The organism is Streptomyces huasconensis (genome assembly GCF_021028635.1).
GTDB classification, from domain to species: Bacteria; Actinomycetota; Actinomycetes; order Streptomycetales; family Streptomycetaceae; genus Streptomyces; species Streptomyces huasconensis.
Genome location: NZ_CP086119.1, coordinates 5,246,225 through 5,272,279, shown reverse-complemented (window position 1 = coordinate 5,272,279; position 26,055 = coordinate 5,246,225). Strand labels below are relative to the sequence as shown.

The 26,055-nt window shown below is 69.2% G+C and carries 19 protein-coding genes and 2 pseudogenes; 12 read left to right on the top strand and 9 right to left on the bottom strand.

Features of this window, described 5'->3' with window-relative positions; all coding sequences use genetic code 11:
* Nucleotides 1–94 precede the first annotated feature (94 nt).
* The 5 genes from J2N69_RS24185 (at nt 95) to J2N69_RS24165 (ending at nt 6,227) form a co-directional block, all read left to right on the top strand.
* Complete coding sequence (locus J2N69_RS24185) at nt 95–1,120, top strand: ABC transporter permease (protein WP_230902605.1); 1,026 nt, start codon at nt 95–97, stop codon at nt 1,118–1,120.
* An 81-nt stretch (nt 1,121–1,201) separates the two neighbouring features.
* On the top strand, nt 1,202–2,983 hold the full coding sequence (locus J2N69_RS24180; RefSeq protein WP_230902604.1) for an ABC transporter substrate-binding protein: 1,782 nt from the start codon (nt 1,202–1,204) through the stop codon (nt 2,981–2,983).
* Between the two features lie 86 nt (nt 2,984–3,069).
* Complete coding sequence (locus J2N69_RS24175) at nt 3,070–4,050, top strand: ABC transporter permease (RefSeq protein WP_230902603.1); 981 nt, start codon at nt 3,070–3,072, stop codon at nt 4,048–4,050.
* Nucleotides 4,051–4,062: 12 nt separating this feature from the next.
* A complete protein-coding gene (locus J2N69_RS24170; protein WP_230902602.1) occupies nt 4,063–5,160 on the top strand; it encodes an ABC transporter ATP-binding protein in 1,098 nt (365 codons plus the stop codon).
* Between the two features lie 26 nt (nt 5,161–5,186).
* Nucleotides 5,187–6,227: an ABC transporter ATP-binding protein gene (locus J2N69_RS24165; protein ID WP_269075630.1), complete on the top strand. Its 1,041-nt coding sequence runs from the start codon at nt 5,187–5,189 to the stop codon at nt 6,225–6,227.
* A gap of 234 nt (nt 6,228–6,461) precedes the next feature.
* On the opposite strand, the gene J2N69_RS24160 is transcribed toward J2N69_RS24165, so the two are convergent.
* The 8 genes from J2N69_RS24160 to J2N69_RS24125 all read right to left on the bottom strand — a co-directional run bounded on the left by J2N69_RS24160 (nt 6,462) and on the right by J2N69_RS24125 (nt 18,376).
* On the bottom strand, nt 6,462–6,974 hold the full coding sequence (locus tag J2N69_RS24160; RefSeq protein WP_230902601.1) for a GNAT family N-acetyltransferase: 513 nt from the start codon (nt 6,972–6,974) through the stop codon (nt 6,462–6,464).
* 199 nt (nt 6,975–7,173) lie between these two features.
* Entirely contained in the window at nt 7,174–8,358 is a 1,185-nt protein-coding gene (locus tag J2N69_RS24155) for an ABC transporter ATP-binding protein (protein ID WP_230902600.1), read from the bottom strand.
* The gene (locus J2N69_RS24150) at nt 8,351–9,409 is read right to left on the bottom strand and encodes an ABC transporter ATP-binding protein (protein ID WP_230902599.1); all 1,059 of its coding nucleotides are present in this window, start codon (nt 9,407–9,409) and stop codon (nt 8,351–8,353) included. The genes J2N69_RS24155 and J2N69_RS24150 overlap by 8 nt, the downstream gene beginning before the upstream one ends.
* A gap of 11 nt (nt 9,410–9,420) precedes the next feature.
* On the bottom strand, nt 9,421–10,356 hold the full coding sequence (locus J2N69_RS24145) for an ABC transporter permease (protein WP_127909486.1): 936 nt from the start codon (nt 10,354–10,356) through the stop codon (nt 9,421–9,423).
* Entirely contained in the window at nt 10,349–11,278 is a 930-nt protein-coding gene (locus J2N69_RS24140) for an ABC transporter permease (protein WP_230902598.1), read from the bottom strand. The genes J2N69_RS24145 and J2N69_RS24140 overlap by 8 nt, the downstream gene beginning before the upstream one ends.
* A gap of 147 nt (nt 11,279–11,425) precedes the next feature.
* Complete coding sequence (locus tag J2N69_RS24135; RefSeq protein WP_230902597.1) at nt 11,426–13,045, bottom strand: peptide ABC transporter substrate-binding protein; 1,620 nt, start codon at nt 13,043–13,045, stop codon at nt 11,426–11,428.
* Nucleotides 13,046–13,625: 580 nt separating this feature from the next.
* The gene (gene typA / locus J2N69_RS24130) at nt 13,626–15,500 is read right to left on the bottom strand and encodes a translational GTPase TypA (RefSeq protein WP_127909489.1); all 1,875 of its coding nucleotides are present in this window, start codon (nt 15,498–15,500) and stop codon (nt 13,626–13,628) included.
* Nucleotides 15,501–15,844: 344 nt separating this feature from the next.
* Nucleotides 15,845–18,376 (bottom strand): ABC transporter substrate-binding protein, encoded by a 2,532-nt coding sequence (locus tag J2N69_RS24125; protein WP_230902596.1) that lies wholly within the window; start codon nt 18,374–18,376, stop codon nt 15,845–15,847.
* A 353-nt stretch (nt 18,377–18,729) separates the two neighbouring features.
* Here J2N69_RS24125 and J2N69_RS24120 point away from each other — a divergent pair, with 353 nt between their 5' ends.
* The 5 genes from J2N69_RS24120 to J2N69_RS24100 all read left to right on the top strand — a co-directional run bounded on the left by J2N69_RS24120 (nt 18,730) and on the right by J2N69_RS24100 (nt 24,123).
* Entirely contained in the window at nt 18,730–19,044 is a 315-nt protein-coding gene (locus J2N69_RS24120) for a hypothetical protein (RefSeq protein WP_230902595.1), read from the top strand.
* 143 nt (nt 19,045–19,187) lie between these two features.
* On the top strand, nt 19,188–20,024 hold the full coding sequence (locus tag J2N69_RS24115) for a hypothetical protein (protein ID WP_127909491.1): 837 nt from the start codon (nt 19,188–19,190) through the stop codon (nt 20,022–20,024).
* Entirely contained in the window at nt 20,024–21,952 is a 1,929-nt protein-coding gene (locus J2N69_RS24110) for a fumarate reductase/succinate dehydrogenase flavoprotein subunit (RefSeq protein ID WP_230902594.1), read from the top strand. The genes J2N69_RS24115 and J2N69_RS24110 overlap by 1 nt, the downstream gene beginning before the upstream one ends.
* Nucleotides 21,949–22,728 (top strand): succinate dehydrogenase/fumarate reductase iron-sulfur subunit, encoded by a 780-nt coding sequence (locus tag J2N69_RS24105; RefSeq protein WP_230902593.1) that lies wholly within the window; start codon nt 21,949–21,951, stop codon nt 22,726–22,728. Before J2N69_RS24110 ends, J2N69_RS24105 begins: the two co-directional genes overlap by 4 nt.
* A gap of 162 nt (nt 22,729–22,890) precedes the next feature.
* A complete protein-coding gene (locus tag J2N69_RS24100) occupies nt 22,891–24,123 on the top strand; it encodes an alpha/beta hydrolase family protein (protein WP_230902592.1) in 1,233 nt (410 codons plus the stop codon).
* A 134-nt stretch (nt 24,124–24,257) separates the two neighbouring features.
* Here the strand turns inward: J2N69_RS24100 and J2N69_RS24095 are convergent, their stop codons facing one another.
* Nucleotides 24,258–24,905, bottom strand: coding sequence for an SMI1/KNR4 family protein (locus J2N69_RS24095; RefSeq protein ID WP_230902591.1), 648 nt, complete (start codon nt 24,903–24,905; stop codon nt 24,258–24,260).
* Between the two features lie 205 nt (nt 24,906–25,110).
* Between J2N69_RS24095 and J2N69_RS24090 the strand changes: the two are divergent.
* Nucleotides 25,111–25,806 (top strand): annotated as a pseudogene (locus J2N69_RS24090) (TPM domain-containing protein); the annotation flags it as partial.
* A pseudogene (locus J2N69_RS24085) lies at nt 25,803–26,054 on the top strand (PspA/IM30 family protein); the annotation flags it as partial. The pseudogenes J2N69_RS24090 and J2N69_RS24085, both read left to right, overlap by 4 nt.
* Between the last annotated feature and the right edge of the window lies 1 nt (nt 26,055).

Genomic DNA, 26,055 nt, shown 5'->3' with positions numbered 1-26,055 from the left:
ACCGCGCGGGAAACGCCTTGCGAAAGTCGCGCCTAGCCCGTAGGTGCCTGATTGTCCTGCGGAATCCTGATGACCCCTCCGGGCCTGGAGCGCCATGACCTCGCCAACTCCCGCCGCTGCCGCCACGCTTGACGTGACGGGCAAAACCGACGGCACCCCCTCCGCGCCCACGAAGCAGGGCAGCGAGGGCCGTTCGCCGGGGCGGCTTGCCTGGACTCGGTTCAAGAGGGACAGGTCAGGCGTGATCGCGGCGTGTGTCGTGGTGTTCTTCTTCGTCGTCGCCCTCTGCGCGCCACTGATCGCCAAGGTCTACGGGAAGAACCCGTACGACACTTACGGACTCGACCAGCCTGGTCTGCTCAACGACTTCAACTACCCGGTCAAGCCGAACGGCGGCATCGACGGGGAGTTCTGGTTCGGCATCGAGCCCGTACTCGGTCGGGACGTCTTCACGTTCCTCCTCTACGGCATCCGCAACTCCCTGCTGATCGCGACCGCGACGACGGTCCTGGTGACCCTGCTGGGGATCGCCGTCGGCATCACCGCCGGATACGTGGGCGGCAAGACGGACTACCTCATCGGCCGGGTCATCGACATCCTGCTGGCCTTCCCCTCCACGCTCTTCTACATCGCCTTCTTCCCGGTGATGATCTCGATCCTGGTCAGCCCCGAGGACAAGATCCCGCAGTGGCTGACCGTCACCAGCCTCATCACCGTCATGACCGCCTTCGGCTGGGCCCCCATGGCCCGCCTGCTGCGCGGCGAGGTACTCGCCCTGCGCGAGCGGGAGTTCGTCGAGGCCGCCAAGGTCACCGGTGCCTCTCCGGCGCGCATCATCTTCAAGGAACTGCTCCCGAATCTGTGGACACCCATCCTGATTCAGGCGACGCTCCTGCTCCCGATGTTCGTCACCGCCGAGGCCGGACTCGCCTTCCTCGGCGTGGGACTTGAGGAGCCCACCCCGGACTGGGGCGTGATGATCCAGAACGGCTCGAAGTACTACCAGGACGACATCACGTTCATGGTGTTCCCGGGCCTCGCCATGGTGATCTTCGTGGTCGCCTTCAACCTCCTCGGCGACTCGGCGCGCGACGCGCTCGACCCGAAGACCAAACGCTGACACTCCCCGGGACCGGCGCACGCGACGGGGCGTCGCCGGTCCGCTCTCCGCTCTTCTCCTTCACACAGGGTTGGTGCCCACATGGCAATCTCACGCAGGAACCTCCTCATCTCGACATCCGTGGCGGCGGGCGGTTCGCTCGTCCTGTCCGCGTGCAGCAGCGGTGACTCGGGCGGGAGCGGCGGTTCGCACGGCGGTGCCACGGAGTACACGAACGCGGACGTGAAGGTGGGCACCAAGGAGGACTCGACCGGCCCCGCACCCAAGGTTCCCGGTGCCAGGAAGGGCGGCACGATCTACGGCGTCGCCGAGGACGACGTGTCCCACATGGACCCGCAGCGCATCTACTTCGCGTACAACTCCTCCATCGCCAACCTCTTCGCGCGCTGCCTCACCGGTTACCAGACCGACATGAAGGGCCGCCAGATACTCGTCGGCGACCTCGCGACCGACACGGGCACGGCCTCCAACGGCAACAAGACCTGGACCTTCACGCTGAAGGACGGTCTGAAGTGGCAGGACGGCAGCGAACTGACCGTCGACGACGTCCGGCACGGCTTCGAGCGCGCCTGGGCCCCGTTCGTCACCGAAGGCGCCATCTACGTCCAGCAGGCGCTGACGGGCAAGGGTGCCAAGTGGCGTGACGCCTACGAGGGTCCCTACAAGGGCAAGCACCTGGACTCGATCGTCACCGACAAGGCGAAGAAGACCATCACGTTCCACCTCAAGGAAGCCCGCCCGGAGTTCAACTTCACGCTGGCGATGCACTCGTACGCCGCCACGCCCGTGAAGCACGACACCAAGGAGAAGTACGACAAGGCCCCCTTCTCCTGCGGCCCGTACATCGTCAAGCACCGCACCATCGACAAGTCGATGACGCTGACGCGCAACAAGCACTGGGACGCGAAGACCGACCCGATCCGCAACGCCTACCCGGACAGCTTCGAGTTCGAGTTCGGACCGACCGGCCCCGAGTCCTGCGACCGCTTCATCGCGGACCAGGGCAAGGACCAGCAGATGGTCGCCATCTACGAGCCGATCCCGGCCGAGCGCATGCAGAAGGTGCTCACCACGCCCGAGATCAAGGAGCGCAGCTTCAACGGCCTGTCGTCGGGCACCTACTACTTCGCCATCAACATGAAGCGCGTCACCGACGTCGAGGTCCGCAAGGCCCTCCTCGTCGCCTGGCCGCTGGAGCAGAGCCGCAAGATCTACGGCGGTACGACCGCGGGCGACTACGCGACGACGATCCTCAGCCCCGACATCGTCGGCCGCGAGAAGTTCGACCTCTACGGCAAGCTGGACAAGCCGGAGGGAGACGTCAAGAAGGCTCGCGAGATCCTGAAGGCGGCCGGAAAGCTCGGCACGAAGATCGTGTACGCCTTCCCCCGGCGCCCCACCTATGACAAGACCAAGATTGTCATCGAGAAGAACCTGAAGGCCGCCGGCTTCGAGCCGGTCATCAAGCCGCTCAACTCGACGGACTTCTACGACCAGGCGCAGCGGCTGGACAACAAGTTCGACGTGATGTGGTTCGGCTGGTCCCCGGACTGGCCCACCGCGTACACCATGATCCAGCCGATGCTCGACGGCTCGGCCATCGGTGACGGCCAGAACAACGTCTCACAGTGCGACGTCCCCTGGATCAACGAGGCGATCAAGAAGAACGCCGTCATCTCGGACCCGAAGGAAGCCGGCAAGGCCTGGGCCGCGCTCGACAGGCGAATCATGAAGGAAGTCGTGCCGATCATTCCGGAGACGTACCAGCGCCGCTGGTACCTGCACGGCTCCAAGGTCGGCGGCGCCATCCACGACCCGCAGTTCGCCGCGACGCTGCTCCACAAGACGTACGTCAAGGCCTGACGACCGGCCTTCGGGGCGGGTTCCCACACGGGTGCCCGCCCCGGCCCCACCTCCTCTCACGGCATCCGTCAGGAACCCCAACTCCCATGCTCCGCTTCCTCATTCGCCGCATCATCGGCGGCGCGGTGATCCTGCTGATCATCAGTGCGATCGTCTTCCTCCTCTTCTACGCCGCTCCGCGCGATCCCGCCCGTCTGGCCTGCGGCAAGGTCTGCCCGCCCGACACGCTGGCACTGGTGAAGCAGAACCTGGGGATCGCCGATCCGCTGCCCATGCAGTACTGGCACTGGTTCGAAGGTCTGTTCGTCGGCCGTGACTACGACACATACGGCTTCTGTGACGCGCCCTGCCTCGGCTACTCGTTCCGCAACCGTGAGCCCGTCCTCGCCACCATCCTCGACCGCTTCCCGACGACCGTTTCCCTCTCGCTGGGTGCCGCGGTCGTGTTCGTCGTCTTCGGCGTGGGTGCCGGCATGCTGGCCGCCCTCAAGCAGGGCAAAGCCCTCGACAAGATCGCGTCGTCCGCGTCCCTCATCGCGTCCTCGATGCAGATCTACGTCGTCGGCGTCTTCGCCGTGTACCTGCTCACCGACCAGATGCATCTGCTGGAGCGGCCCTCGTACACACCTCTCTCCGAGAACCCTGCCAAGTGGTTCTCCGGGTTGCTGATCCCCTGGCTCGTCCTCGCGCTCATCTTCACCGCGAACTACACGCGCATGTCCCGTTCACAGTTGGTCGAGACCATGAACGAGGACTACGTCCGTACCGCCCGGGCCAAGGGACTCTCACAGCGCACGGTCTTCTTCCGCTTCGCCTGGCGCGGCGCGATGGGCCCGATCGTCACGATCTTCGGCCTTGATGTCGGCGTACTCCTCGGCGGCGCGATCATCACCGAGAAGACGTTCGCTCTGCACGGCATCGGCGAACTGTCGGTCAAGGCGGTGGACACCAGCGACCTTCCACTGCTCCTCGGGGTGGTCCTCGTGGCGGCCGCCGCGATCGTCATCTTCAACATCATCGTCGACGCCCTGTACGCGTTGATCGACCCGCGCGTGCGCCTCGCCTAGGAGCCGGAACCCATGAGCACCCCCTTCCTCTCCGTACGCGACCTGCGCGTCCACTTCTCCACCGAGGACGGCGTGGTCAAGGCCGTGGACGGCCTCGACTTCGACCTGGAGCAGGGCAAGACCCTCGGCATCGTCGGCGAGTCCGGCTCCGGAAAGTCCGTCACCAACCTCGCCATCCTCGGCCTGCACCACAAGGACAGCACGGCGATCGGCGGCGAGATCCTGCTCGACGGCCAGGAGCTTCTCACCGCCACCGAGCGGGAGCTGGAGCGGCTGCGCGGCAACAAGATGGCGATGATCTTCCAGGACGCCCTCGCCTCCCTGTCGCCGTACCACACCATCGGCCGGCAGATCGGCGAGACGTACCGCAAGCACACCGGGGCCTCCAAGAAGGAGGCGCGGGCACGGTCGATCGAGATGCTGACGAAGGTCGGCATCCCGCAGCCGGACCTGCGCGTGGACGACTACCCGCACCAGTTCTCCGGCGGCATGCGCCAGCGCGCGATGATCGCGATGGCGCTGGTCTGCGACCCGACGCTGCTGATCGCCGACGAGCCGACCACCGCCCTCGACGTGACGGTCCAGGCACAGATCATGGACCTCCTCAAGGACCTCCAGCAGGAGTTCGGCACGTCGATCATCTTCATCACCCATGACCTCGGCGTGATCGCGGACATCGCCGACGACGTCCTCGTGATGTACGGCGGCCGGTGCGTGGAGCGCGGCACGAAGAAGGAGGTGCTGCGCTCGCCGCAGCACCCCTACACGTGGGGCCTGCTGGGCTCCATGCCGTCGCTGGACGGCCCGGTGGACGTGCCGCTGTCGCCCATCCCCGGCTCCCCTCCGAGCCTCCTGAACCCGCCGTCCGGCTGCCGCTTCCACCCGCGGTGCACGTTCACCGAGCAGGTCGGGGGCGGGCGCTGTTCGAGCGAGCAGCCGCTCCTCGAACTGACCGGGGGCCGGGGCGCCGCCTGCCACCTCACCTCCGAGCAGCGGTCGGCGTTCTTCGCGGACATCGCCGGCTCGGCGGGTTCCCCGGGCTCGGTGGGCTCCGCAGGTTCCACGGGCGATGCCGGGCGCGGCGCGCACACCGCCGACCGACGCGACTGACGTACAAGAGACGGGACTTCACGACGATGAGCAGCACCACTCCCACTCCTCTCCTGGATGTCAGCGGGCTGACCAAACACTTTCCGATCATGGGCGGCTTCCCGTTCAAGCGGAAGGTCGGTGCCGTGCAGGCGGTGGACGGCCTGGACTTCACCGTCGCCGAGGGCGAGAGCCTCGGCCTGGTCGGCGAGTCCGGCTGCGGCAAGTCGACGACGGGCCGCCTGATCACGCGCCTGCTCGAACCGACCGGCGGCACGATCTCCTACCGGGGCAAGGACATCACGCACGCCTCGCGCAAGCAGCTGGCGCCGGTCCGCTCGGAGATCCAGATGATCTTCCAGGACCCGTACGCGTCGCTGAACCCGCGCCAGACGGTCGGCAAGATCATCTCGGGCCCGATGGAGGTCAACGGCATCAACCCGGCGGGGGGCCGCGAGGCGCGCGTCCGGGAACTCCTGGAGACCGTCGGCCTCAACCCGGAGCACTACAACCGCTTCCCGCACGAGTTCTCGGGCGGCCAGCGGCAGCGCATCGGCGTCGCCCGCGCCCTGGCCCTGGAGCCGAAGCTGATCGTGGCGGACGAGCCGGTGTCGGCGCTGGACGTGTCGATCCAGGCGCAGGTGGTGAACCTCCTCCAGAAGCTCCAGAAGGAGCTGGACATCGCCTTCCTGTTCATCGCGCACGACCTCGCCGTGGTCCGGCACTTCTCGCAGCGGGTCGCGGTGATGTACCTGGGCCGGATCGTGGAGATCGCCGACCGCGAGGACCTGTACGGCAATCCGCGCCACCCCTACACCAAGGCGCTCCTGTCGGCCGTCCCCGAGGCGACCGCGGACGACGTCCCCCGCCGCGAACGCATCCTGCTGACCGGCGACGTGCCGTCACCGGTCAACCCGCCCTCGGGCTGCCGCTTCCGTACGCGCTGCTGGAAGGCGACGGACAAGTGCGCGTCGGACGACCCGCCGCTGGTCCGGATCGACGGCAACCGGGAGGGGCACCTGACGGCGTGCCACTACCCCGAGGACACCACGGCGCTGACCGTCCCCGCCGCACGCACGTCCCTCTGACCCGCGCCCAGCGGTCGGACCGGGGCCCCGCCCACCCCTCCGGGCCGGGCCCCACTGCCGGAACCGGCCCGCCCCTCCCCCTTGACCCGAGCGGGGCGCGGCCGGTTCCGGCGCAGACGGCACCTCTTCGGTGGTCGCGCCCCGGTGGCGGCACCGGCGGCCACACCGGCGTCCCCGGGGCATCCGCTTCCGGCGGCCGCTCCGTGGCGGCGCACGCCGTGGCAGGCACCTCCCTCACCCCGGGTCCGTGACCAACCGCGCGTGCAGCTCCACGTCGTAGCGGACGCCGTCGTACGCCAGCTTCTGGCGTTGCAGGCCCTCCACCGTGAAGCCGGCCGCCTCGGCCACGCGGCACGAGGCGAGGTTGTTGGTGCGGTGGCCCAACTCCAGGCGGAACAGGCCCAGGTCGTCGAAGGCCCACCGCGACACCGCCTGGCATGCGTAGGTGGCGACGCCCTTGCCCTGCTCGTGTGGTGTCGTCCAGTAGGACACCCAGCCGATGCCGTGGACGTGGTTCACCGCTCCCACCGCGGCGTGGCCCAGCACCGTCCCGGCACCGTCCACCACCGCGAAGGCATACGCCGACCCGGCGGCCCGCTCGGCGGTGCGGCGGCTGATCCAACTGGCCGCCGCGTCGAGGGACTCGACGGGCCGGTCGGCCTGGCGGGCCATCTCCGGGGTGGCGAAGGCCGCCAGGACGGCGGCGGCGTCCTCGTCCCGCCAGGGACGCAGGGTCACGTCGGTCACGGTCCCAGCCTCCCACCGGTGTTTCATCCGCCGCCACCTCCAGCTCCGCCAGGTCCCCGGTCCGGTGACTCAGAGGTGTTGCACACGAAGGCCACGGGTCGACTCACACCAAGGCGACGGCCGTCACGCACGAAGGCGCCCCCGGCCTTCTCGGCCGGGGGCGCCTTCGGTCTCGTACCGGCCAGAGGCCAGTCCTTGGTCACGCCGCGTGCACGACGTCCTTCTCCTCGGCGAAGTGGCACGCCGACTCATGCGCCGCCGGGGTGTCCTGGCCGACGAAGCGCTCCGGGACCGCCAGCAGCGGCACCTCCTGCGCGCACTTGTCCTCCGCCTTCCAGCACCGCGTGCGGAAGCGGCAGCCCGAGGGCGGGTTCGCGGGCGAGGGCACATCGCCGGTCAGGATGATCCGCTCGCGGCCCTCACGCGCCTCCGGGTCCGGCACCGGCACCGCCGACAGCAGCGCCTGCGTGTACGGGTGCGTCGGGTGGTCGTAGATCTGCTCGTCCGAGCCGATCTCCGCCATCTTGCCGAGGTACATCACGCCCACGCGGTCCGAGATGTGCCGGACGATCGACAGGTCGTGCGCGATGAAGAGGTAGGAGAGGTTGAACTCGTCCTGGAGCTTCCCCATCAGGTTGATGACCTGGGCCTGGACGGAGACGTCCAGGGCCGAGACCGGCTCGTCGCAGATGATGATCTCGGGGTTGAGGGCCAGGCCGCGGGCGATGCCGATGCGCTGGCGCTGACCGCCGGAGAACTGGTGCGGGTAGCGGTTGATGTACTCGGGGTTGAGGCCCACCACGTCCAGGAGTTCCTGGACCTTCTGCCGGCGCGAACCCTTGGGGGCCACCTCGGGGTGGATCTCGAAGGGCTCCCCGATGATGTCGCCCACCGTCATACGGGGGTTCAGCGAGGTGTACGGGTCCTGGAACACCATCTGGATGTTGCGGCGGACCGCCTTCAGCGCGCGCCCGGACAGCTTGGTGATGTCCTGGCCCTTGTAGAAGACCTCGCCCGCGGTGGCCCGCTCCAGGGTCATCAGGAGCTTGGCGACCGTGGACTTGCCGCAGCCGGACTCGCCCACGATGCCCAGGGTCTCGCCCTGGTACAGGTCGAAGGAGATGCCGTCGACCGCCTTGACCGCGCCGACCTGCTTCTTGATCAGGATGCCCTGGGTGAGCGGGAAGTGCTTGACCAGGTTGCGGACCTGGAGGATCGGCTCGCCGCGCTCGACCGGGGCCTCGATGGCGGCCACGGCCTCGGTCTCGGTGGCGGCGTCGACCGTCTCCACCTCGGAGACGTTCGGGGTGGCGACCAGCGGCTCCTCGGCCTTCGAGAACTCCGCGGCCTTCGAGGCCTTCGAGTCCTTCGTGGGCTCAGCCATGGATCGTCTCCTTCCAGAAGTGGCACGCGCTGCCGCGGCCCGGCAGCTCCGCGCCGTCCTGCTCGGTGACCGGCACCAGGGCCGGGATCTCCGTGCGGCAGATGTCCTGCGCCTTGGGGCAGCGCGGGTTGAACGCGCAACCGCCGGGGATCTTGAGCAGGTTGGGCGGCAAACCCTTGATCGCGTACAGCTCCTGGCCCTTCTGGTCCAGGCGCGGGATCGAGTCGAGCAGGCCACGGGTGTACGGGTGCGCGGGGCGCTTGTACAGCTCGTGGACGGGTGCCGTCTCGACGATCCGGCCCGCGTACATCACCGCGATCTTGTCCGCGACGTCGGCGACGACGCCGAGGTCGTGGGTGATCAGGATCAGGCCCATGTTGTACTCGCGCTGGAGCTCCGCGAGCAGGTCCATGACCTGGGCCTGGACGGTCACGTCGAGCGCCGTGGTGGGCTCGTCCGCGATGATCAGGTCCGGCTCCAGGGCGAGCGCCATCGCGATCATGATGCGCTGGCGCATACCGCCGGAGAACTGGTGCGGGTAGTCGTTCACCCGCTCCTTGGCGGCCGGGATCTTGACCTTGTCCATCAGCTCGATGGCCTTGGCCTTGGCCTGCTTGCGGCCCATCCCCTCGTGCACCCGGAACATCTCGGCGAGCTGGTAGCCCACCGAGAGGACGGGGTTGAGGGAGGACAGCGCGTCCTGGAAGATCATGGCGACCTTCCGGCCGCGGATCTTCCTGCGCTCCTCGCCGGACATCTTCAGCATGTCCTGGCCGCGGAAGAGGATCTCGCCCTGCGGGATCTTGCCGGGCGGCATGTCGAGGATGCCCATGACGGCCTGCGCGGTCACGGACTTGCCGGACCCCGACTCACCGAGGACGGCGAGCGTCTCGCCCGCCGCCACGCTGTAGTTGACGCCGTTCACGGCCTTGACCACACCGTCACGGGTGTGGAATTCGACGTGCAGGTCGCGGACTTCGAGCAGAGTGGTGCTGTCGTCGCCCCCGCTGCGCGGCTCTGGGACGAACGCGGTCTTGTCGATGATGGTCAACGTACGCCCTCCTAGCGCATCTTCGGGTCGAGGGCGTTGCGTACAGCATCGCCGAACATCAGGAACGCCAGGACAGTGATCGACACCAGGATGGACGGCATCAGCAGGGTGTGCGGAGCCGTGCGCAGCTGGTCCTTGGCGGCGGACACGTCCATGCCCCAGGAGACCGTCGGCTCGGCGATGCCGAGTCCCAGGTACGACAGGGTGGCCTCGGCCGCGATGTAGCCGCCGAGGGCGATCGTGGCGACGACGATCACGGGGGCCGCGGCGTTGGGCAGGATGTGCCGCAGCAGGATCCGGCTGGTGGAGGCGCCCAGGGCGCGGGCCGCCGTCACGTAGTCGGCCTCCTTGACGGAGATCACGGCACCACGCGAGACACGGGCGATCTGGGTCCAGCCGAGGAAGGCCAGGGACAGGATGACGACGTACAGCTTGCGCTCGGCGAACGAGGTCAGGATGACCATGGCGCCCAGCAGGAAGGGGACGCCGAAGAAGATGTCCGTGAGCCGGGAGAGGATCGCGTCCACCCAGCCGCCGAAGTAACCGGCGAGGGTGCCGACGAGACTGCCGAAGAACGTGACGAGCAGGGTCACGCAGATGCCCACGGAGAGCGAGTTGCGGGTGCCGTAGACCATGCGGGCCCACACCGAGCGGCCCTGCACGTCATAGCCGAGCCAGTCGGCCTGGAAGACGTTGCCGAAGTGGGGCTTTTGCAGGTACCGGTTGGCGAGGTCCGCCTTGCGCGGGTCGGTGCCGGTGAACAGGCCCGGAGCGACCGCCATGGCGAGAAGCAGCACGATGAGCACCGCGGAGATGACGAAGAGCGGGTTGCGCCTGAGGTCGTACCAGGCGTCCGTCCACAGGCTGCGCGCCTTGTCGGCCTTCTCGGGGGCGACCTCGGGGGCACCCGGCACGGTGGTGTCCTTGACGGTGAGCGTCTCAGGCATAACGGATCCTCGGGTCCAGGACCGCGTAGAGCAGGTCGACGAGAAGGCTGGCGGCGAGGTACACCACCACGATCAGCGTGACGATGCCGACGACCGTCGATCCCTCGCGGCGGGAGAGCGCCTCGAAGATCTCGAAGCCCACACCGCGGACGTTGAAGATGCCCTCGGTGACGATGGCCCCACCCATCAGGGTGCCGATCTCGATGCCGAGGAAGGTGACGACGGGGATCATCGAGTTGCGCACCAGGTGGACGCCGATGACACGACGGCGCGGCAGGCCCTTGGCGATGGCCGTGCGCACATAGTCGGCGCGCAGGTTCTCCGCGACCGACGTGCGGGTCAGTCGGGTGACGTACGCGAGGGAGAGCGCGGACAGGACGATGGCCGGCAGCAGCAACTGTCCGTAGTCGGTCGCGTCCTGGACATTCGGCTCGGTCCAGTTGAGGACGAAGGCGAAGAAGTACTGGAAGAGGTAGCCGAGCACGAACGACGGCGCGGAGATCAGCAGCAGGGCGAGCACGAGCAGGGTGCGGTCCGTGAGCGTGTTGGGCCGCAGGCCGCCGATGACGCCGAGCGTGATGCCGACGACCACCAGGAACACGAACGCGAAGAGCGCGAGCCTGACCGTGGTCGGGAACGCTTCCGAGATCACGTCCGCGACGGGCCGCTGGCTCGCGATCTGCGTGCCGAAGTCGCCCTGGAAGATACCGGTCAGGTAGTCCCAGTACTGGGCGAGGAATGGCTTGTCGAGACCCAGGTCGTGCTTGATGCGCGCGATCTGGGTTGGGTCGATGGTCTGCTCCCCGAAGAGCGCGCGCACGGGATCACCGGGCAGCGCGAACATCATGGAGAAGACGAGGAAGGTTGACCCGATGAAGACCGGGATCATCTGGAGCAGTCGCCGAACGACATATCGCCCCATGAGCGCCTCCGTGAGGGGGTTGCACCCGGAAGGGCCGCCCTCCTCCGGTTCGGGGAGGGCGGCCCGTCCGGGGTGCCCGTGTGGTGGTGCGTTGTCCGCGCCACCACCGGGCTACGGCCGAGAGGGGATGGGACCCGAAGGCACCCGTTACTTGACGGTGACGTCCGTCAGGATGAAGTCACCGCGGTAGTCGATCTTGACGTTGTCGACGTTCTTGCCGTGACCGCCGTTGATCGCGTAGTACCACAGCGGGATGGCGGGCATCTTCTCGACGAGGACCTTCTCCGCCTCCTGGTAGGCCTTGATGGAGCCTTCCAGGGTCTTGGAGTGGTCGCCCTTCTTGAAGAGCTCGTCGACTTCCTTGTCCTTGAACTGGCCGTTGTTGGCCTCGGCCGTGGACCCGTAGAGGTCGTGCATGAAGTTGATGTTCAGCGGGTAGTCCGCCACCCAGCCACCGCGGTAGAAGCTCTTGACCTGTCGGTTGTCACGGGCGTCGAGGTCCGTCTGGAAGTCCGGCTTGGCGTCCGGGACGCACTCGACTCCGGTGGCGTTGCGGATGGACTCGCAGACCGCGGTCACCCACTCCTTGTGGCCGCCGTCGGCGTTGAACTGAATCCAGAGCTTGTTGCCCGGGACGCCGCCGCCCTGCTTGATGAGGGACTTGGCCTTCTTCGGGTTGTACGTGAAGACGTCCGTGTCGAGCTTCTGGCCGCCCTGGACGTTCTGCGGCGCGAAGCCCTCGGCCGGCACGCGCGAGTTGTGCAGCGTCTTGGCCGTGATGGTCTTGCGGTCGATCGCCATGGACAGGCCCTGGAGGACCTTGGGGTCGATGTCCTTGAACGTCTTGCTGTAGAACGCCGGGACGATCGACTGGACAGCGGCGTAGGGCTGCTCGATCGCGCGGTCGCCGAGGTCCGACTTCAGCTTGGGCAGGTCCTTCGGACCGACCTGGCGGATCATGTCCAGGTTGCCCGAGAGCAGGTCCTGGTAGGCCGCCTCGACGGTCGTGTAGTTCTTGAACTGAATGCCCTTGTTCTTGGCCTTGTTCGGACCCTTGTAGCCGTCGTAGGCGGCGACCTGGATCAGCTTCTTGTGCTGCCACTTCTGGAACTTGTACGGGCCGTTGCCGATCGGCTTCTGGCCGAACGCCTTGGGGTCCTTGTAGAAGGCCTTCGGGAGCGGCGCGAAGGTGTAGTAGCCCAGCTTGTAGTCCCAGTACGGGACGCCGTTGGTCAGCGAGACCGTGAAGGTGTTCTCGTCGACGACCTTAAGGCCGGACATCTTGTCCTTGGTGGGCTTGGCGCCCTCCTTGGCCGGGTGGACGTCCTCGTAACCCGCGATGTCCTGGAACCAGAAGGCGTTCTGCTGCTTGTTGTCGACGTTCGCGTACCAGTTCCACGCGTCGACGTAGGACTGCGCGGTGACCTTCTCGCCGTTGTGGAACGTCCAGCCCGGCTTGAGCTTGATGGTCCACGTCTTGTTGTCGCTCGACGGCTTGACCGACTCGGCACCCGTCATGACGAGCTTGCTGTCGGCGTCGAACTCGGCGAGGCCGGTGAAGAGCGCTTGGATGACGTACGAGCCCAGGGTCTCGTTGGTGTCCGACGGGATCAGCGGCTTCTGCGGCTCGCCGACGTCGATCGACACATAGCCCTTGGGCTTGCCCGCCGACTTGTCGCCATCGCTGTCACTGCCGCCGCAGGCGGTCGCGGTCAGCGCCACGACACCGGCTATGGCGACCCACTTGGCGCTCTTGGCACCACGCATGGGGTTCCTCCTCATGAGTCCACTTGTTCACTGCGAGAGGGGGTACAAGTGACCTCGTCGACACCCCTGACGACGAAGATCGAGTACCCCAGTGTGCTCGTGAGTCGGCGCTCCCCACAGCGCGTGACCCATTGACCCGAGCTATACGCGGTCAACTATTAGCCATGAGGTACCGGTCGACCACACCCTTTTGGTCTCGGTTCAATCACACCTGGCCCGTACAACTTCCAAAATCCGGACATATCGATCTGAGATAGATGGTTGCGAAACGGACTCGTTGCCCATGTATCGACCACGTGTGTCCGCTCAGCGGACGTCTGGCGGAGAGAATCCGGTTGCGCGGAGGGCGTTTCCGCTGCTTGGCGGGCCGGCCCCGGCCCGCCAAACACGGCGAAATCGTCACAGGCCGTGATCGCCGCGCCGGGCGGCCATGGCCTCGGACGACGCCGGGCCCGGCGTCGGTCACATCACAGGGTGTGGCGCGGGCAAAGCCGAAGGGCCGGTCTCCCCGCAGAACTCTGCGGGGAGACCGGCCCTTTGACGTGGGTCAGCCCTGACGGGGGCTGCCGCGTGTCAGGCGTCAGCTGTGCTTGGCGCGCGACGCGGCGCGGCCGCGCTCCTTCTGGTCCAGGACGACCTTGCGGATGCGCACGGTCTCCGGGGTCACCTCGATGCACTCGTCGTCACGGCAGAACTCCAGGGACTGCTCGAGCGACAGCTTGCGCGGCGGGACCACGTTCTCCGTGGAGTCGGCCGACGCGGCGCGCATGTTGGTGAGCTTCTTCTCCTTGGTGATGTTCACGTCCATGTCATCGGCGCGCGAGTTCTCGCCGATGATCATGCCCTCGTACACCTCGGTGCCGGGCTCGGTGAAGATGACACCGCGCTCCTGGAGGTTGATCATCGCGAACGGCGTGACCTTGCCCGCGCGGTCGGCGACCAGGGAGCCGTTGTTACGGGTCTTCAGCTCGCCGAACCACGGCTCGTGGCCCTCGAAGATGGAGTGCGCGATGCCGGTGCCGCGGGTCTGGGTGAGGAACTCCGTACGGAAGCCGATGAGGCCGCGGGACGGGACGATCCACTCCATGCGAATCCAGCCCGAACCGTGGTTCGTCATGGTCTCCATGCGGCCCTTGCGGGCGGCCATCAGCTGCGTGATGGCGCCGAGGTGCTCCTCGGGCGAGTCGATCGTCATGCGCTCGATCGGCTCGTGGACCTTGCCGTTGATCTCCTTGGTGACCACCTCGGGCTTGCCGACGGTCAGCTCGAAGCCTTCCCGGCGCATGGTCTCGACGAGGATGGCCAGCGCCAGCTCACCGCGGCCCTGCACCTCCCAGGCGTCGGGGCGCTCGGTGTCCAGGACGCGGAGCGAGACGTTGCCGATCAGCTCCTTGTCCAGGCGGTCCTTCACCTGACGGGCGGTGACCTTGTGGCCCTTGCCGCCCTTGCCGACCAGCGGCGAGGTGTTCGTACCGATGGTCATGGAGATCGCCGGCTCGTCGACCGTGATCAGCGGCAGCGCGATCGGGTTCTCGGGGTCGGCCAGGGTCTCGCCGATCATGATGTCCGAGATGCCGGCGATGGCGCAGATGTCACCGGGGCCGGCCTTCTCGGCGGGCTTGCGGGTGAGCGCCTCGGTCATCATCAGCTCGGTGATGCGGACGTTCTGCTGGGTGCCGTCGCGCTTGATCCACGTGACCGTCTGGCCCTTGCGCAGCTCGCCCTGCTCGACGCGGCAGAGCGCGATACGGCCGAGGAAGTTGTCCGCGTCCAGGTTGGTGACGTGGGCCTGGAGGGGGGCCGACTCGTCGTACTCCGGAGCGGGGACGTGCTCCAGGATCGTCGTGAAGAACGGCTCCAGGCTGTCGCTGTCGGCCGGGACGGTGCCGTCCTCCGGCTTGGTCAGCGAGGCGATGCCGTCACGGCCGCAGGCGTAGACGATCGGGAACTCGATCTGGTCCTCGTCGGCGTCCAGGTCGAGGAAGAGGTCGTACGTCTCGTTGACGACCTCGTCGATCCGGGAGTCCGGGCGGTCGGTCTTGTTGATGCACAGGATGACCGGCATCCGGGCCTGGAGGGCCTTGCGGAGCACGAAGCGGGTCTGCGGCAGCGGGCCCTCGGAGGCGTCCACGAGCAGGACGACCGCGTCCACCATCGACAGGCCGCGCTCGACCTCGCCACCGAAGTCGGCGTGGCCGGGGGTGTCGATGATGTTGATGGTGATCGGCTCGCCACCATCCTTGGGGTGGTACTTCACGGCCGTGTTCTTGGCCAGGATCGTGATGCCCTTCTCACGCTCCAGGTCGTTCGAGTCCATCATGCGGTCGTCGAGCGACTCCGCGGCGTGGGCGGCGAAGGCTCCGGCCTGCTTGAGCATGGCATCGACGATGGTCGTCTTGCCGTGGTCGACGTGGGCGACGATGGCGACGTTACGAATGTCGTGGCGCGTGGGCATACAGCTGCGCTTCTCCCGGGAAGAGTGGTCGGCGGCGCGTACGGTCCGGTACGCGGCCCTGCCGGGCAGACAACACGCCACGGCCTTACCCCAGTCTACGTGGCTCGCGCGGAGGCGGCCTCCGCGGGGGGTTTCCGGGCAGCCGCGAGCGGCTGCCCGGAACAGGGGCGTCAGGGGTGAAACCGCAGGTCAATGGGTTGATACGACCTTGCCCGCCGAGGTGGTCGGCGGGCAAGGGAGTTGAGCGGAATCTGAGCGTCGGTCCCGTGAAGAGATGGTGTACGTCACTTGGACGCGACGTGCGTCACCACTCGTGCCTCACTTCTGTGCGTGACTTCTGTGCGTCACTTCGCCGAGGGCGCGCCGGACGGCTTCGCACCCGGCTTCAGGAAGCCGATGTCCTCGTAGTTCGGGGCCTGGAAGCCGAAGGCACCGGCGTTGGCGAGGTTCGGGCGGGCCGCCGTCAGCTGGGGCCGCTGGTAGAGCGGGATGGAGCCCGCCTCGGCCCAGATGCGGGCATCGGCCTTCTTCACCAAGGAGCGTGACGTTTCTTCGTCGAGTTCGCTGATCGCCTGGTCGAAGAGCTGGTCGATGTGGTCGGTGCCGACGCGCGTGTAGTTCTGCTCGACGTTCAGCGAGCCGTCCGCGGCCGGGACCGGCTTGGCGTAGATCGGGCGGGCGTCGGTGGCGGGGAAGGCCGACGCGGGCCACGAGTACAGGGCCAGGTCGTACTGGCCCGAGGCGATGTGGTCCTTGAAGTAGCTGCTGTCGGAGACCTTCGCCGTCTCCGTGCGCACGCCGATCTTCTCCAGCATGCGCGAGATGCGGTCGGCCACCGCCCGCAGCGGCTCCGACCCGTCGCCGGAGGGCAGCACGAAGCGGAGGGTGAGGGGCTTGCCGTCCTTGGCGAGCGGTGCGCCGGCGGCGGGTGCGGGGGTGCCCTTGGGGGCGTACGCGCCGGGGGCACCGCCCTTGGCCTGGTCCCGGGAGTGGGTCCTGGCCGCGGACTGCCGGTCGGCCTGCTGCCCGGTGCGGTCGGCGGCGTCCTTCTTCTCGGACCGGCTGTTCTCGAACCTGTTCTCCAGCCTGTTCTCGGACCGGTGTCCCGACCTGCTCTCGGAACTGTGTTCGCGCCGCTTCTCGGCCCGCTTCTCAGCCCGCATTTCGGCCCTTTCGGCGGCCTTCTTGGCGGCTCTCTTGGCGGACCTCTTCTTGTCCGCCTTCTTCGCCTTCTCCGCCTTCTTCGCCGCCTTCCGTTCGGCCTTCCTCCGCTGCTCCGTCTCGGCCTCGGCCGGCGGCCGCAGGATGTCCGCCTGGCGGGTCAGCGCGGCCTTCTGATGGGCCGCGGCGGGCGCGAACACGGAGGCGCCGCTGTCACCGGGCTTCCCGTCCTCCTCGCCGACGATGTACGTGCCGTCGTCGGACCCGGCCTCGGAGCCGGAGCCGGAGCCGGACTCCGTGTCGGTCGGCTCGGCGGAGGACTCGCCGCCCGCCGTCTTCGTCTTCTTCTTGTCCTTCAGTTCGTTCTTGACCGGTCCGCCCGGCACCCAGCCCGCGTCCGCCAGCAGCGCCCGCGCCTCGGCGGTGTCCTGCTCGCCGAGGGCCCCGCTGTTGTCCGCGTACGCCTCCTGTCCGGCGAGGGCGAGGTGGCTGCCGACCGGCTCGGCGGGCAGGCCGAGCGGCTTGAGCACCGCCTCGGCGAGTTCCTCGCGGTCCAGGGCCCGGGCCACCGCGCGGCGCACCCGGTCGTCCGCGAGCGGGCCCGCGGAGCCGTTGAGGGCGAGCTGGGTGTAGGCCGGTTCGAGGGACTTGCGGACCACGTAGCCGCTCAGGCCCGCCTGCTCGGTCGCGTACCTCTTGACCGCCCTGCGGGTCTTCTCGCGGGCCTCGTACTCGGCCTGCGCGGCCTCCTCGTCGGAGCCGTTGACGATGGCCCAGGAGCGCAGGGCCTTGGCGGGCGTCAGCTGCGCGCCGGGGCCGTGGGCGGGCGCGCCTTCGCCCGCCTTGCCGCCGGCGGCGAGCGAGATCCGCCCGGCCTCCGCGGAGTCGATCTCGGCGAGGTCGACCTTGCCCTTGGCAAGCGCCTCGGCGCGCTCGTTGCGGGACACCTCGCGCAGCACCAGCTTGTCGAGCTTGGCCGGCCGCCCCCACCAGCGCGGGTTGCGCCCCAGGGTCACCTCGCCGGCCTTCCGGTCGATCCCGGTGAGCGCGAAGGGGCCCGCGGTCGCCTTCAGTCTGCGGCGGGCGCCGTCGTTGAAGGAGTCGGGGCTGCCCATGACCTGCTTGGGGTAGAGCGGGGAGAACAGGGAGCGCCAGTCCGCGTACGGCTTGTTGAAGGTGACGCGCACCTCCAGGTTGTTCGCGCCGCGTTCGATCTTCTCGATGCGGTCGTATCCGGCGTTCCGCGCGGTCCAGTACGCGGTGTCCTTGCCGGACAGGGCCCGCCACTGGGCCGCGAAGTCGTCGGCGCCGATCTCCCGGCCGTCGCTCCAGACCGCCTGCTGGTTGAGCTTGTACAGGACGACCTGCCGGGGTTCGCGCTCCACGACCTCCGCCGACTCCAGGAAGTCGGCGTTGCGCTGCGGCCTGCCCTGCGCGTCGAGGCGGAACAGGGAGGGCAGGACCGCGCCCGCGATCCGCGAGGTGCCCGCGTCGGCGTCGGACTGGAAGGTGTTGAGGGTCTCGGGCAGCGCGTCGAGTGCCCAGTTCATGGTCCCTCCGTCGGCGACCATGCCCCGGGCGGCGGGAGCGATGTCCTGGCCGGCGGCCGGCTTGCCGGCCTCGTCGTGCGAGCTGCATCCGGCGAGGGCGGGCAGAACCAGCACCCCCGTCGCGAGGAACACGACAGATCTGACTCCGACGCGGTCGTGGGACATGGCTGGTACCTCCGGGGTCCGGGGCTCGCCCGGCCCCCCGCTACCAGGACCGGGCCGGGATTGATCACGTTTGGCGGTATATGGAGCTGATCACATCTATGGCCCCACTGAAGGTGACCGTGCGGGCCGTACGGCGCAGACACGGCGCGGCGGCGCCCGGATGCCACTCGTGCGGCCCAACGCGCCGGAGTGCCGGTGCGGCGGGATCGGCGCGGCGAGGGGGCGTGATCCGGCGCGTTCACCCCGCTCGATCCGGCAATCGGCGCAGATCTCTTCACAAGCCGGGATGTGACGCGCGACACTCGCAGGCGCATGAGCATTGCCACCGCACCCCCCAGAAGTGAGGGCAAGTCATGGCTCTGCACGATGAACTGACGGCCGTACAGCGCTGCGTCGACGAGTTGGTCCGCACCGTCGGCAGGCTGGAGCGCCAGGCCGGCGACCAGCTGGCGGGGGTCGACATACGCCGGGTGCGCACGGACACCGACCGGCTGAGCGAGAGTGTCGCCCTGCTGCGCTCCGCCACCGCGCCCCCCGCGCCGCGCGGGCGGCCGCTGCGCACCGACCTCGTGACCATCTCCGACACGCCGTACGACCGCTCGCTGTGGACGAACGCCGGGGACTGCGACGACGAGGGCCTGGGAGCCCGCGACCGCCGCGCCCCCTGACATCCGCCCCGCCGAGCCCTCCCCCGTACATCCGTACACCCGCATTCCCGTACGTCCGTATGCCAGTACGTCCGCATGCCCGTACGCGAGTACACCCGTACGCCTGACATCGCGGTACCCGAGGACGAAGGAGTGGAGCCTCGTTGGCCACCGGCACGGAACCTCAACCGAAGAGCGGAACGGCCCCCGGCGGCGGTGTGCGCGACGGCACGCGCGCCGCGATCGCCGCTGCCCACCTGCGGACCGACCGCTGGTGGCTGGCGCCCGCGGCGACCGCCGCCGGGCTGCTCGCCTTCGTCGTCTACTCGACCTGGCGGGCGTTCGCGAACGCGGACTACTACCAGGCGCCCTACGTCTCGCCGTTCTACTCCCCGTGCCTGGCCGACAACTGCGAGCCGATGCGCTCCGGCCCCAACTGGGAGATCTTCGGCAGCTGGTGGGGCCTGTCGCCCGCGCTGCTGATCCTGATCTTTCCGCTCGGTTTCCGGCTGACCTGCTACTACTACCGCAAGGCCTACTACCGCGGCTTCTGGGCGTCACCGCCCGCCTGCGCGGTCGCCGAGCCGCACAAGAAGTACACGGGTGAGACCCGCTTCCCCCTGGTGCTCCAGAACATCCACCGGTACTTCTTCTACGCGGCGGTGCCGGTCGCGGGCATCCTCACGTACGACACCGTGCTGACGTTCCGCGACGAGCACTACGCGTGGGGCCACATGGGCCTCGGCACGCTCGTCTTCCTGCTCAACATCACGCTGATCTGGGCGTACACCCTCTCCTGCCACTCGTGCCGGCACATCGTCGGGGGCAAGCTCAAGCACTTCTCCAAGCACCCGGTCCGGTACCGCCTGTGGCAGTGGGTCGGAAAACTGAACGCACGCCACATGCAGCTCGCGTGGGCGTCGTTGCTGAGCGTCGCGCTCGCCGACTTCTACGTGTACCTGATCGCGTCCGGCGCCTTCGACGATCCGAGGTTGTTCTGATGTCTCAAGTGGAGCGGCAGCAGTGGGACGTTGTCGTGGTGGGTGCCGGGGGCGCCGGTCTGCGGGCCGCGATCGAGGCGCGCGAGCAGGGCGCCCGTACGGCCGTGATCTGCAAGTCGCTGTTCGGCAAGGCCCATACGGTGATGGCCGAGGGCGGCATCGCGGCCTCCATGGGCAACGTGAACTCCGGCGACAACTGGCAGGTGCACTTCCGCGACACCCTGCGGGGCGGCAAGTTCCTGAACCAGTGGCGGATGGCCGAGCTGCACGCGCGTGAAGCACCGGACCGGGTGTGGGAGCTGGAGACGTGGGGCGCCCTGTTCGACCGTACGCCGGACGGGCGGATCTCCCAGCGCAACTTCGGCGGGCACGAGTACCCGCGCCTCGCCCATGTCGGCGACCGCACCGGACTCGAACTGATCCGCACCCTCCAGCAGAAGATCGTCGCGCTCCAGCAGGAGGACTTCCGGGAGCTGGGCGACCACGAGGCGCGGCTGAAGGTCTTCCAGGAGTGCACGGTCACCCGCGTGCTCAAGGAGGACGACCGGGTCGGCGGGGCCTTCTGCTACGACCGCGAGTCGGGCCGCTTCTTCGTCCTGGAGGCACCGAGCGTCGTCCTCGCGACCGGCGGCATCGGCAAGTCCTTCAAGGTGACGTCGAACTCGTGGGAGTACACGGGCGACGGGCACGCCCTGGCGCTGCTCGCCGGGGCGCCACTGCTCAACATGGAGTTCGTGCAGTTCCATCCGACGGGCATGGTCTGGCCGCCGTCGGTCAAGGGCATCCTCGTCACCGAGTCGGTCCGCGGCGACGGCGGGGTCCTCAGGAACTCCGAGGGCAAGCGGTTCATGTTCGACTACATCCCCGACGTCTTCAAGGAGAAGTACGCGCAGTCGGAGGAGGAGGGCGACCGCTGGTACGACGACCCGGACCACAACCGCCGCCCGCCCGAGCTGCTCCCCCGCGACGAGGTCGCGCGCGCCATCAACGCCGAGGTCAAGGCGGGCCGCGGCTCACCGCACGGCGGCGTCTTCCTGGACGTGTCGACACGCATGCCCGCCGAGGTCATCAAGCGGCGGCTGCCGTCGATGTACCACCAGTTCAAGGAGCTGGCGGACGTCGACATCACGGCGGAGGCGATGGAGGTCGGGCCGACCTGCCACTACGTGATGGGCGGCGTCGCGGTGGACTCCGACTCCGCGGCGGCGCGCCGCGTGCCGGGGCTGTACGCGGCGGGTGAGGTCGCGGGCGGCATGCACGGCTCCAACCGGCTCGGCGGCAACTCCCTGTCCGACCTGCTCGTCTTCGGCCGGCGCGCGGGGCTGCACGCGGCGCGGTACGCGGCCGGTCTCGCCGCGCGGCCCGTGGTCGACGAGGCGCAGGTGGACGCCGCGGCGGCCGAGGCGCTGCGGCCGTTCAGCGCGGAGGGCCTGGAGGACGGGGCGACGCCGGAGAACCCGTACACCCTGCATCAGGAACTTCAGCAGACCATGAACGACCTGGTCGGCATCATCCGCCGCGAGGCCGAGATGGAACAGGCCCTGGAGAAGCTCGCCGAACTGCGGGCACGGGCGCGGCGTGCGGGGGTCGAGGGGCACCGCCAGTTCAACCCCGGCTGGCACCTCGCGCTCGACCTGCGCAACATGCTGCTGGTCAGCGAGTGCGTCGCCCGCGCGGCCCTGGAGCGCACGGAGAGCCGCGGCGGCCACACCCGCGAGGACCATCCGTCGATGAGCCGCGAGTGGCGCCGCGCCAACCTGCTCTGTCAACTGACCGATCCCAGCGGTGGACTGGCGGCGACCGACCCGGTGCGCGGCCAGATCGACCTCGTCCGCGTCACCACCGAGCCCATCCGCCCCGACCTGCTCGCCCTCTTCGAGAAGGAAGAGCTGGTCAAGTACCTGGCTGAAGAGGAGCTGTACGAATGAGCTCGACGAGTTCGTACGACGCGCGGTTCAAGGTCTGGCGCGGGGATGTGGACGGCGGGGGCCTGGAGGACTTCAAGGTCGAGGTCAACGAGGGCGAGGTCGTCCTCGACATCATCCACCGCCTCCAGGCCACGCAGGCGCCCGACCTCGCGGTGCGGTGGAACTGCAAGGCGGGCAAGTGCGGTTCGTGCTCGGCGGAGATCAACGGCCGGCCGCGGCTGATGTGCATGACGCGCATGTCGGTCTTCGAGCGGGACGAGGTCATCACGGTCACGCCGCTGCGGGCCTTCCCGGTGGTGCGGGACCTGGTGACGGACGTCGGGTTCAACTACACCAAGGCTCGGGAGGTGCCGGCGTTCGTGCCGCCCGAGGGGCTCGGGCCGGGCGAGTACCGCATGCAGCAGGCCGATGTCGACCGCTCGCAGGAGTTCCGCAAGTGCATCGAGTGCTTCCTGTGCCAGGACACGTGCCATGTGGTGCGCGACCACGAGGAGAACAAGGCCGCCTTCGCCGGGCCTCGCTTCTTGATGCGGGTCGCCGAGCTGGACATGCACCCGCTGGACGCGGCGGCGGAGTCCGGCCTCGACCGCAAGCGGACGGCACAGGAGGAGCACGGGCTCGGCTACTGCAACATCACCAAGTGCTGTACGGAGGTGTGCCCGGAGGGCATCAAGATCACGGACAACGCGCTGATTCCCTTGAAGGAACGGGCGGTCGATCGTAAGTACGATCCGCTGGTGTGGCTCGGCAACAAGATCCGGCGGCGGGGGGAGTAACGCCGGGGCCCGTTCTCCGGGTTCTGTTCTCAGGTCCTGCTTTCTGTTGGCGGGGTTGGGTTCTCAGGGTTCTGTTCTCAGGGTCGTGGGGGTGATCCCCCAGGCGGGAATTCCGTGCTTTCCCCCATGGTCGCGACGGCCGGTGACGATCAGCATGGAGGCATGACTTCTCGTGCTTCTCTGACCCGTCGTTCGTTCGCCGGGCTCGCGGCCGCGGGGCTCGCCGCGGGCCTGCTGCCGACGCCCGCGGCAGCCGCCGCGTCCCGCAGCGGTGCGCGGGTCCGGCTGCCCGCGCCCACCGGGCCGTGCGCGATCGGGGTGGTGTCCGCCCGGCTCGTCGACCGGTCGCGGCCCGACCCGTGGGTGCCCGCGCTGCCGTACCGCGAGCTGATGGTCGACGTCTGGTATCCGGCCGCGCCCGGCCGCCCGGGCGGAGGGCACCGCCTCGCTCCCTACATGGCACCGGGCGCCGCCGCCCGCTGGGACGCCGGCTCACCGCACGGCATCCCGCGGGGCGCCCTCGACTTCGCCGCCCTGCGCACGCACGCCCGGCAGGCCGCGCCTCCCGAGACCCGCGGCGGACGGCGTCCCGTCCTGGTGTACGCGGCGGGCGCGGGAGACCCCCGCACGTGGGGCACCACGCTGGTCGAGGAGCTGGCGAGCCGCGGTCATGTCGTGGTGACCGTCGACCACACTTACGAGAGCCCCGGCGTGCAGTTCCCCGACGGCTCGGTCAAGGACAACGGACCGCTGCTCGCGGCGCTCGCCGAGGCGGAGCGCGAGGGCACCATGTCCGCCCTGCTCAAGAAGGTCCTCGGGGTCCGGGTCGCCGACGCCAGGTTCGTCCTCGACCGCCTCGGCTCGCTTCCGCACGGGCTGTCCGCGATCGTCGACCGGGGCCGCGTCGGCATGGTCGGGCAGTCCGCGGGCGGGGTCTGCGCCGCCCAGACGATGTACGAGGACCGCAGGGTCACGGCGGGCGTCGACCTGGACGGCACGCTGGAGTTCAACCCCGAGCCGAACGGCACGAACTTGCTGCCGGTCGCGCGGCACGGCCTGGACCGCCCGTTCCTGCTGATGGGCCGCGAGGGCAGCGACCGTACGACCGAGCCGTCGTGGCGGTCCTTCTGGGCCCACAGCACCGGCTGGAAGCGGAACGTGACGCTGCGGGACTCCCGGCACCAGACGTACACCGACCTGGCGACGCTGCTGCCCGCGGCCGGGGTGGACCGCGCGACCATCGAGGAGCACATCGGCACGGTCGACCCGGCACGGACGGTGGCGGTTCAGCGTGCCTACGTGGCGTCGTTCTTCGACCGGTGGCTGAAGGGGGAGGACGACGGCCTCCTGGAGCGGCCTTCGGGACGCTATCCGGAGGCCGAGTTCGCGGGCTGACGGGACGTGAGTCTCGGGTGGAGAGTCGCGGGGGGGGAGAGATCGATGACGGCGTGGGTGGGAGGTTTACACGGACGGCCAAGGCGTGGCGTGTGTGGTCTCCGGGGGGCGCATCGCCTGGCGTTCCGCGCGGTTCAGCCAGTGGAGGTACCAGGCGGCGAAGGTGACCCGGCCGGGCCTGCCCACGAACTCGACGGGGAGCGCGCCCTCGGCCGCCGCTCGCGCGTCGTGCCACATGGTGCCGCGCTCGGGCCGGTGAGGGCCAGCAGCGTGTAGTAACCGCAGCCCTGCTCGCTCACGCAGAGCGTGCCCTCGGCCAGGGTCTCAAGCAACTCGTCCTCGCGCCGGTCCCAGACGTGATGTTCGCGGCGGAACCGCGCCTCTTCCTCGGGCGTGTCGCCGTACGCGTCGCGCAGCGGCTCCGTGTCCTGGTGGGCGGCGAGCTGCCGGGTGCGCTCGGGGCGGAAGGGACGGGCGAGGTGGGGTGGCGCGGGCGGCGTGTCCGGCCCGACCGGGCGCACGGGGAACAGGCCGTAGTCGGGTCCGGCGCCGCCCGCGCCGACCTCCAGCAGGAAGCCGCGGTACTCCGTCGGGAACGTCACGCCGCGGTGCCGTTCGACGGCGGTCACCTGCTCGTCCGTCAGCACGGGGAGCAGCGCGAAGCCATGCCCGTGGCCATGGAACTCGGCGCCGAACACCGCCTTGCGGTTCGGCGCGGAGCGCAGGGCGAGCACTCGCTCCCGCACCCCGGTCCAGACGCCCCCCACCTGAGCCCCTCCCACCGGCGCCCCTCCCGCTCCCGGCCGCCTCCCGACGCGTGCCGCACCGGATCACCGTACGCGTCCGGCGTGCGGGGGCCGCGGGGCGGCGGCGGTCTGCGCCGGGGCCCCGTCCGGCGGCGGTCTGCGCCGGGGCCCCGTCCGGTCGCGGCGCCCCGGGGGCCGCCCTACGCTCGACCATGTGACGCCTGTGACGCCGTCCCCGCGGCTGCCCGCGCGGGCAGTCCCGGTCGCCGTGGCCGCGCTGCTCGCCTGGGTCCCGCTGCTGTGTCCCGCGCCGGCCTTCGCCGAGGACCCCGTCACGCTCTCCCGCACCGGCCAGATCACCGACAAGACAGCCGCCCTCGGGGAGCGCGCGGACACCGCGGAGGAGGCCCTCGACCGGCTCTACGACGACCGGGGCGTGCAGCTCTTCGTCGTCTACGTACGCGACTTCTCCGGCCGTACCGCGCAGAGCTGGGCGGACGCCACCGCCGAGCGCAACGGCCTGGGCCTGGACGACGTGCTGCTCGCCGTGGCCACCCACGACCGGCAGTTCGCCTACTCCGTGGACGAGGACTCCCGGCTCGGTGACGCCCAGCTCCAGGAGGTGGCCACCACCGCCATCCGGCCCGCCCTGCGACAGAACGACTGGGCCGGAGCCGCCATCGGCGCGGCGGACGGCTACCGCGCCGTCCTCACGGGCCGTCCCGTGCCCACCCCGTCGATCACCCCTGGCCCGGCCGACCCCGGTGGGCGGGACGACTCCGGTGGGCGGGACGACTCCGTGGCCGGTGACCTCGTGCTGCCGGTGGCGGCGGCGGGCGCGGCCGGGGTCGCCGCGTTCCTCGCGTACCGGCGGCGCAAGAAGCGGGCCGCCACGCGTACGACGCCCGGCGGTGGCCGGGGCCGCGGCGCGGGCGGGCCAGGACGGCGCAGGACCAGAACCGGATGATGGACACCGCCCGGACCATCGACGTGCTGGACCCGAGCAGCGAGCTGAGCCGCTTCGAGGAGAAGGTGCGGCGCGAGGAGGCGCGGGCGCTCGGCAAGCAGGAGCTCGCCGCGTCCTCGCTCGACGCGCAGTTCGAGGAGTTGGACGGGGTGGGCGACGCGGCGGAGGTGGAGGCCCGCCTCGCCGCCCTCAAGGCGACCCCCAGAGGCCTCCGGTGAG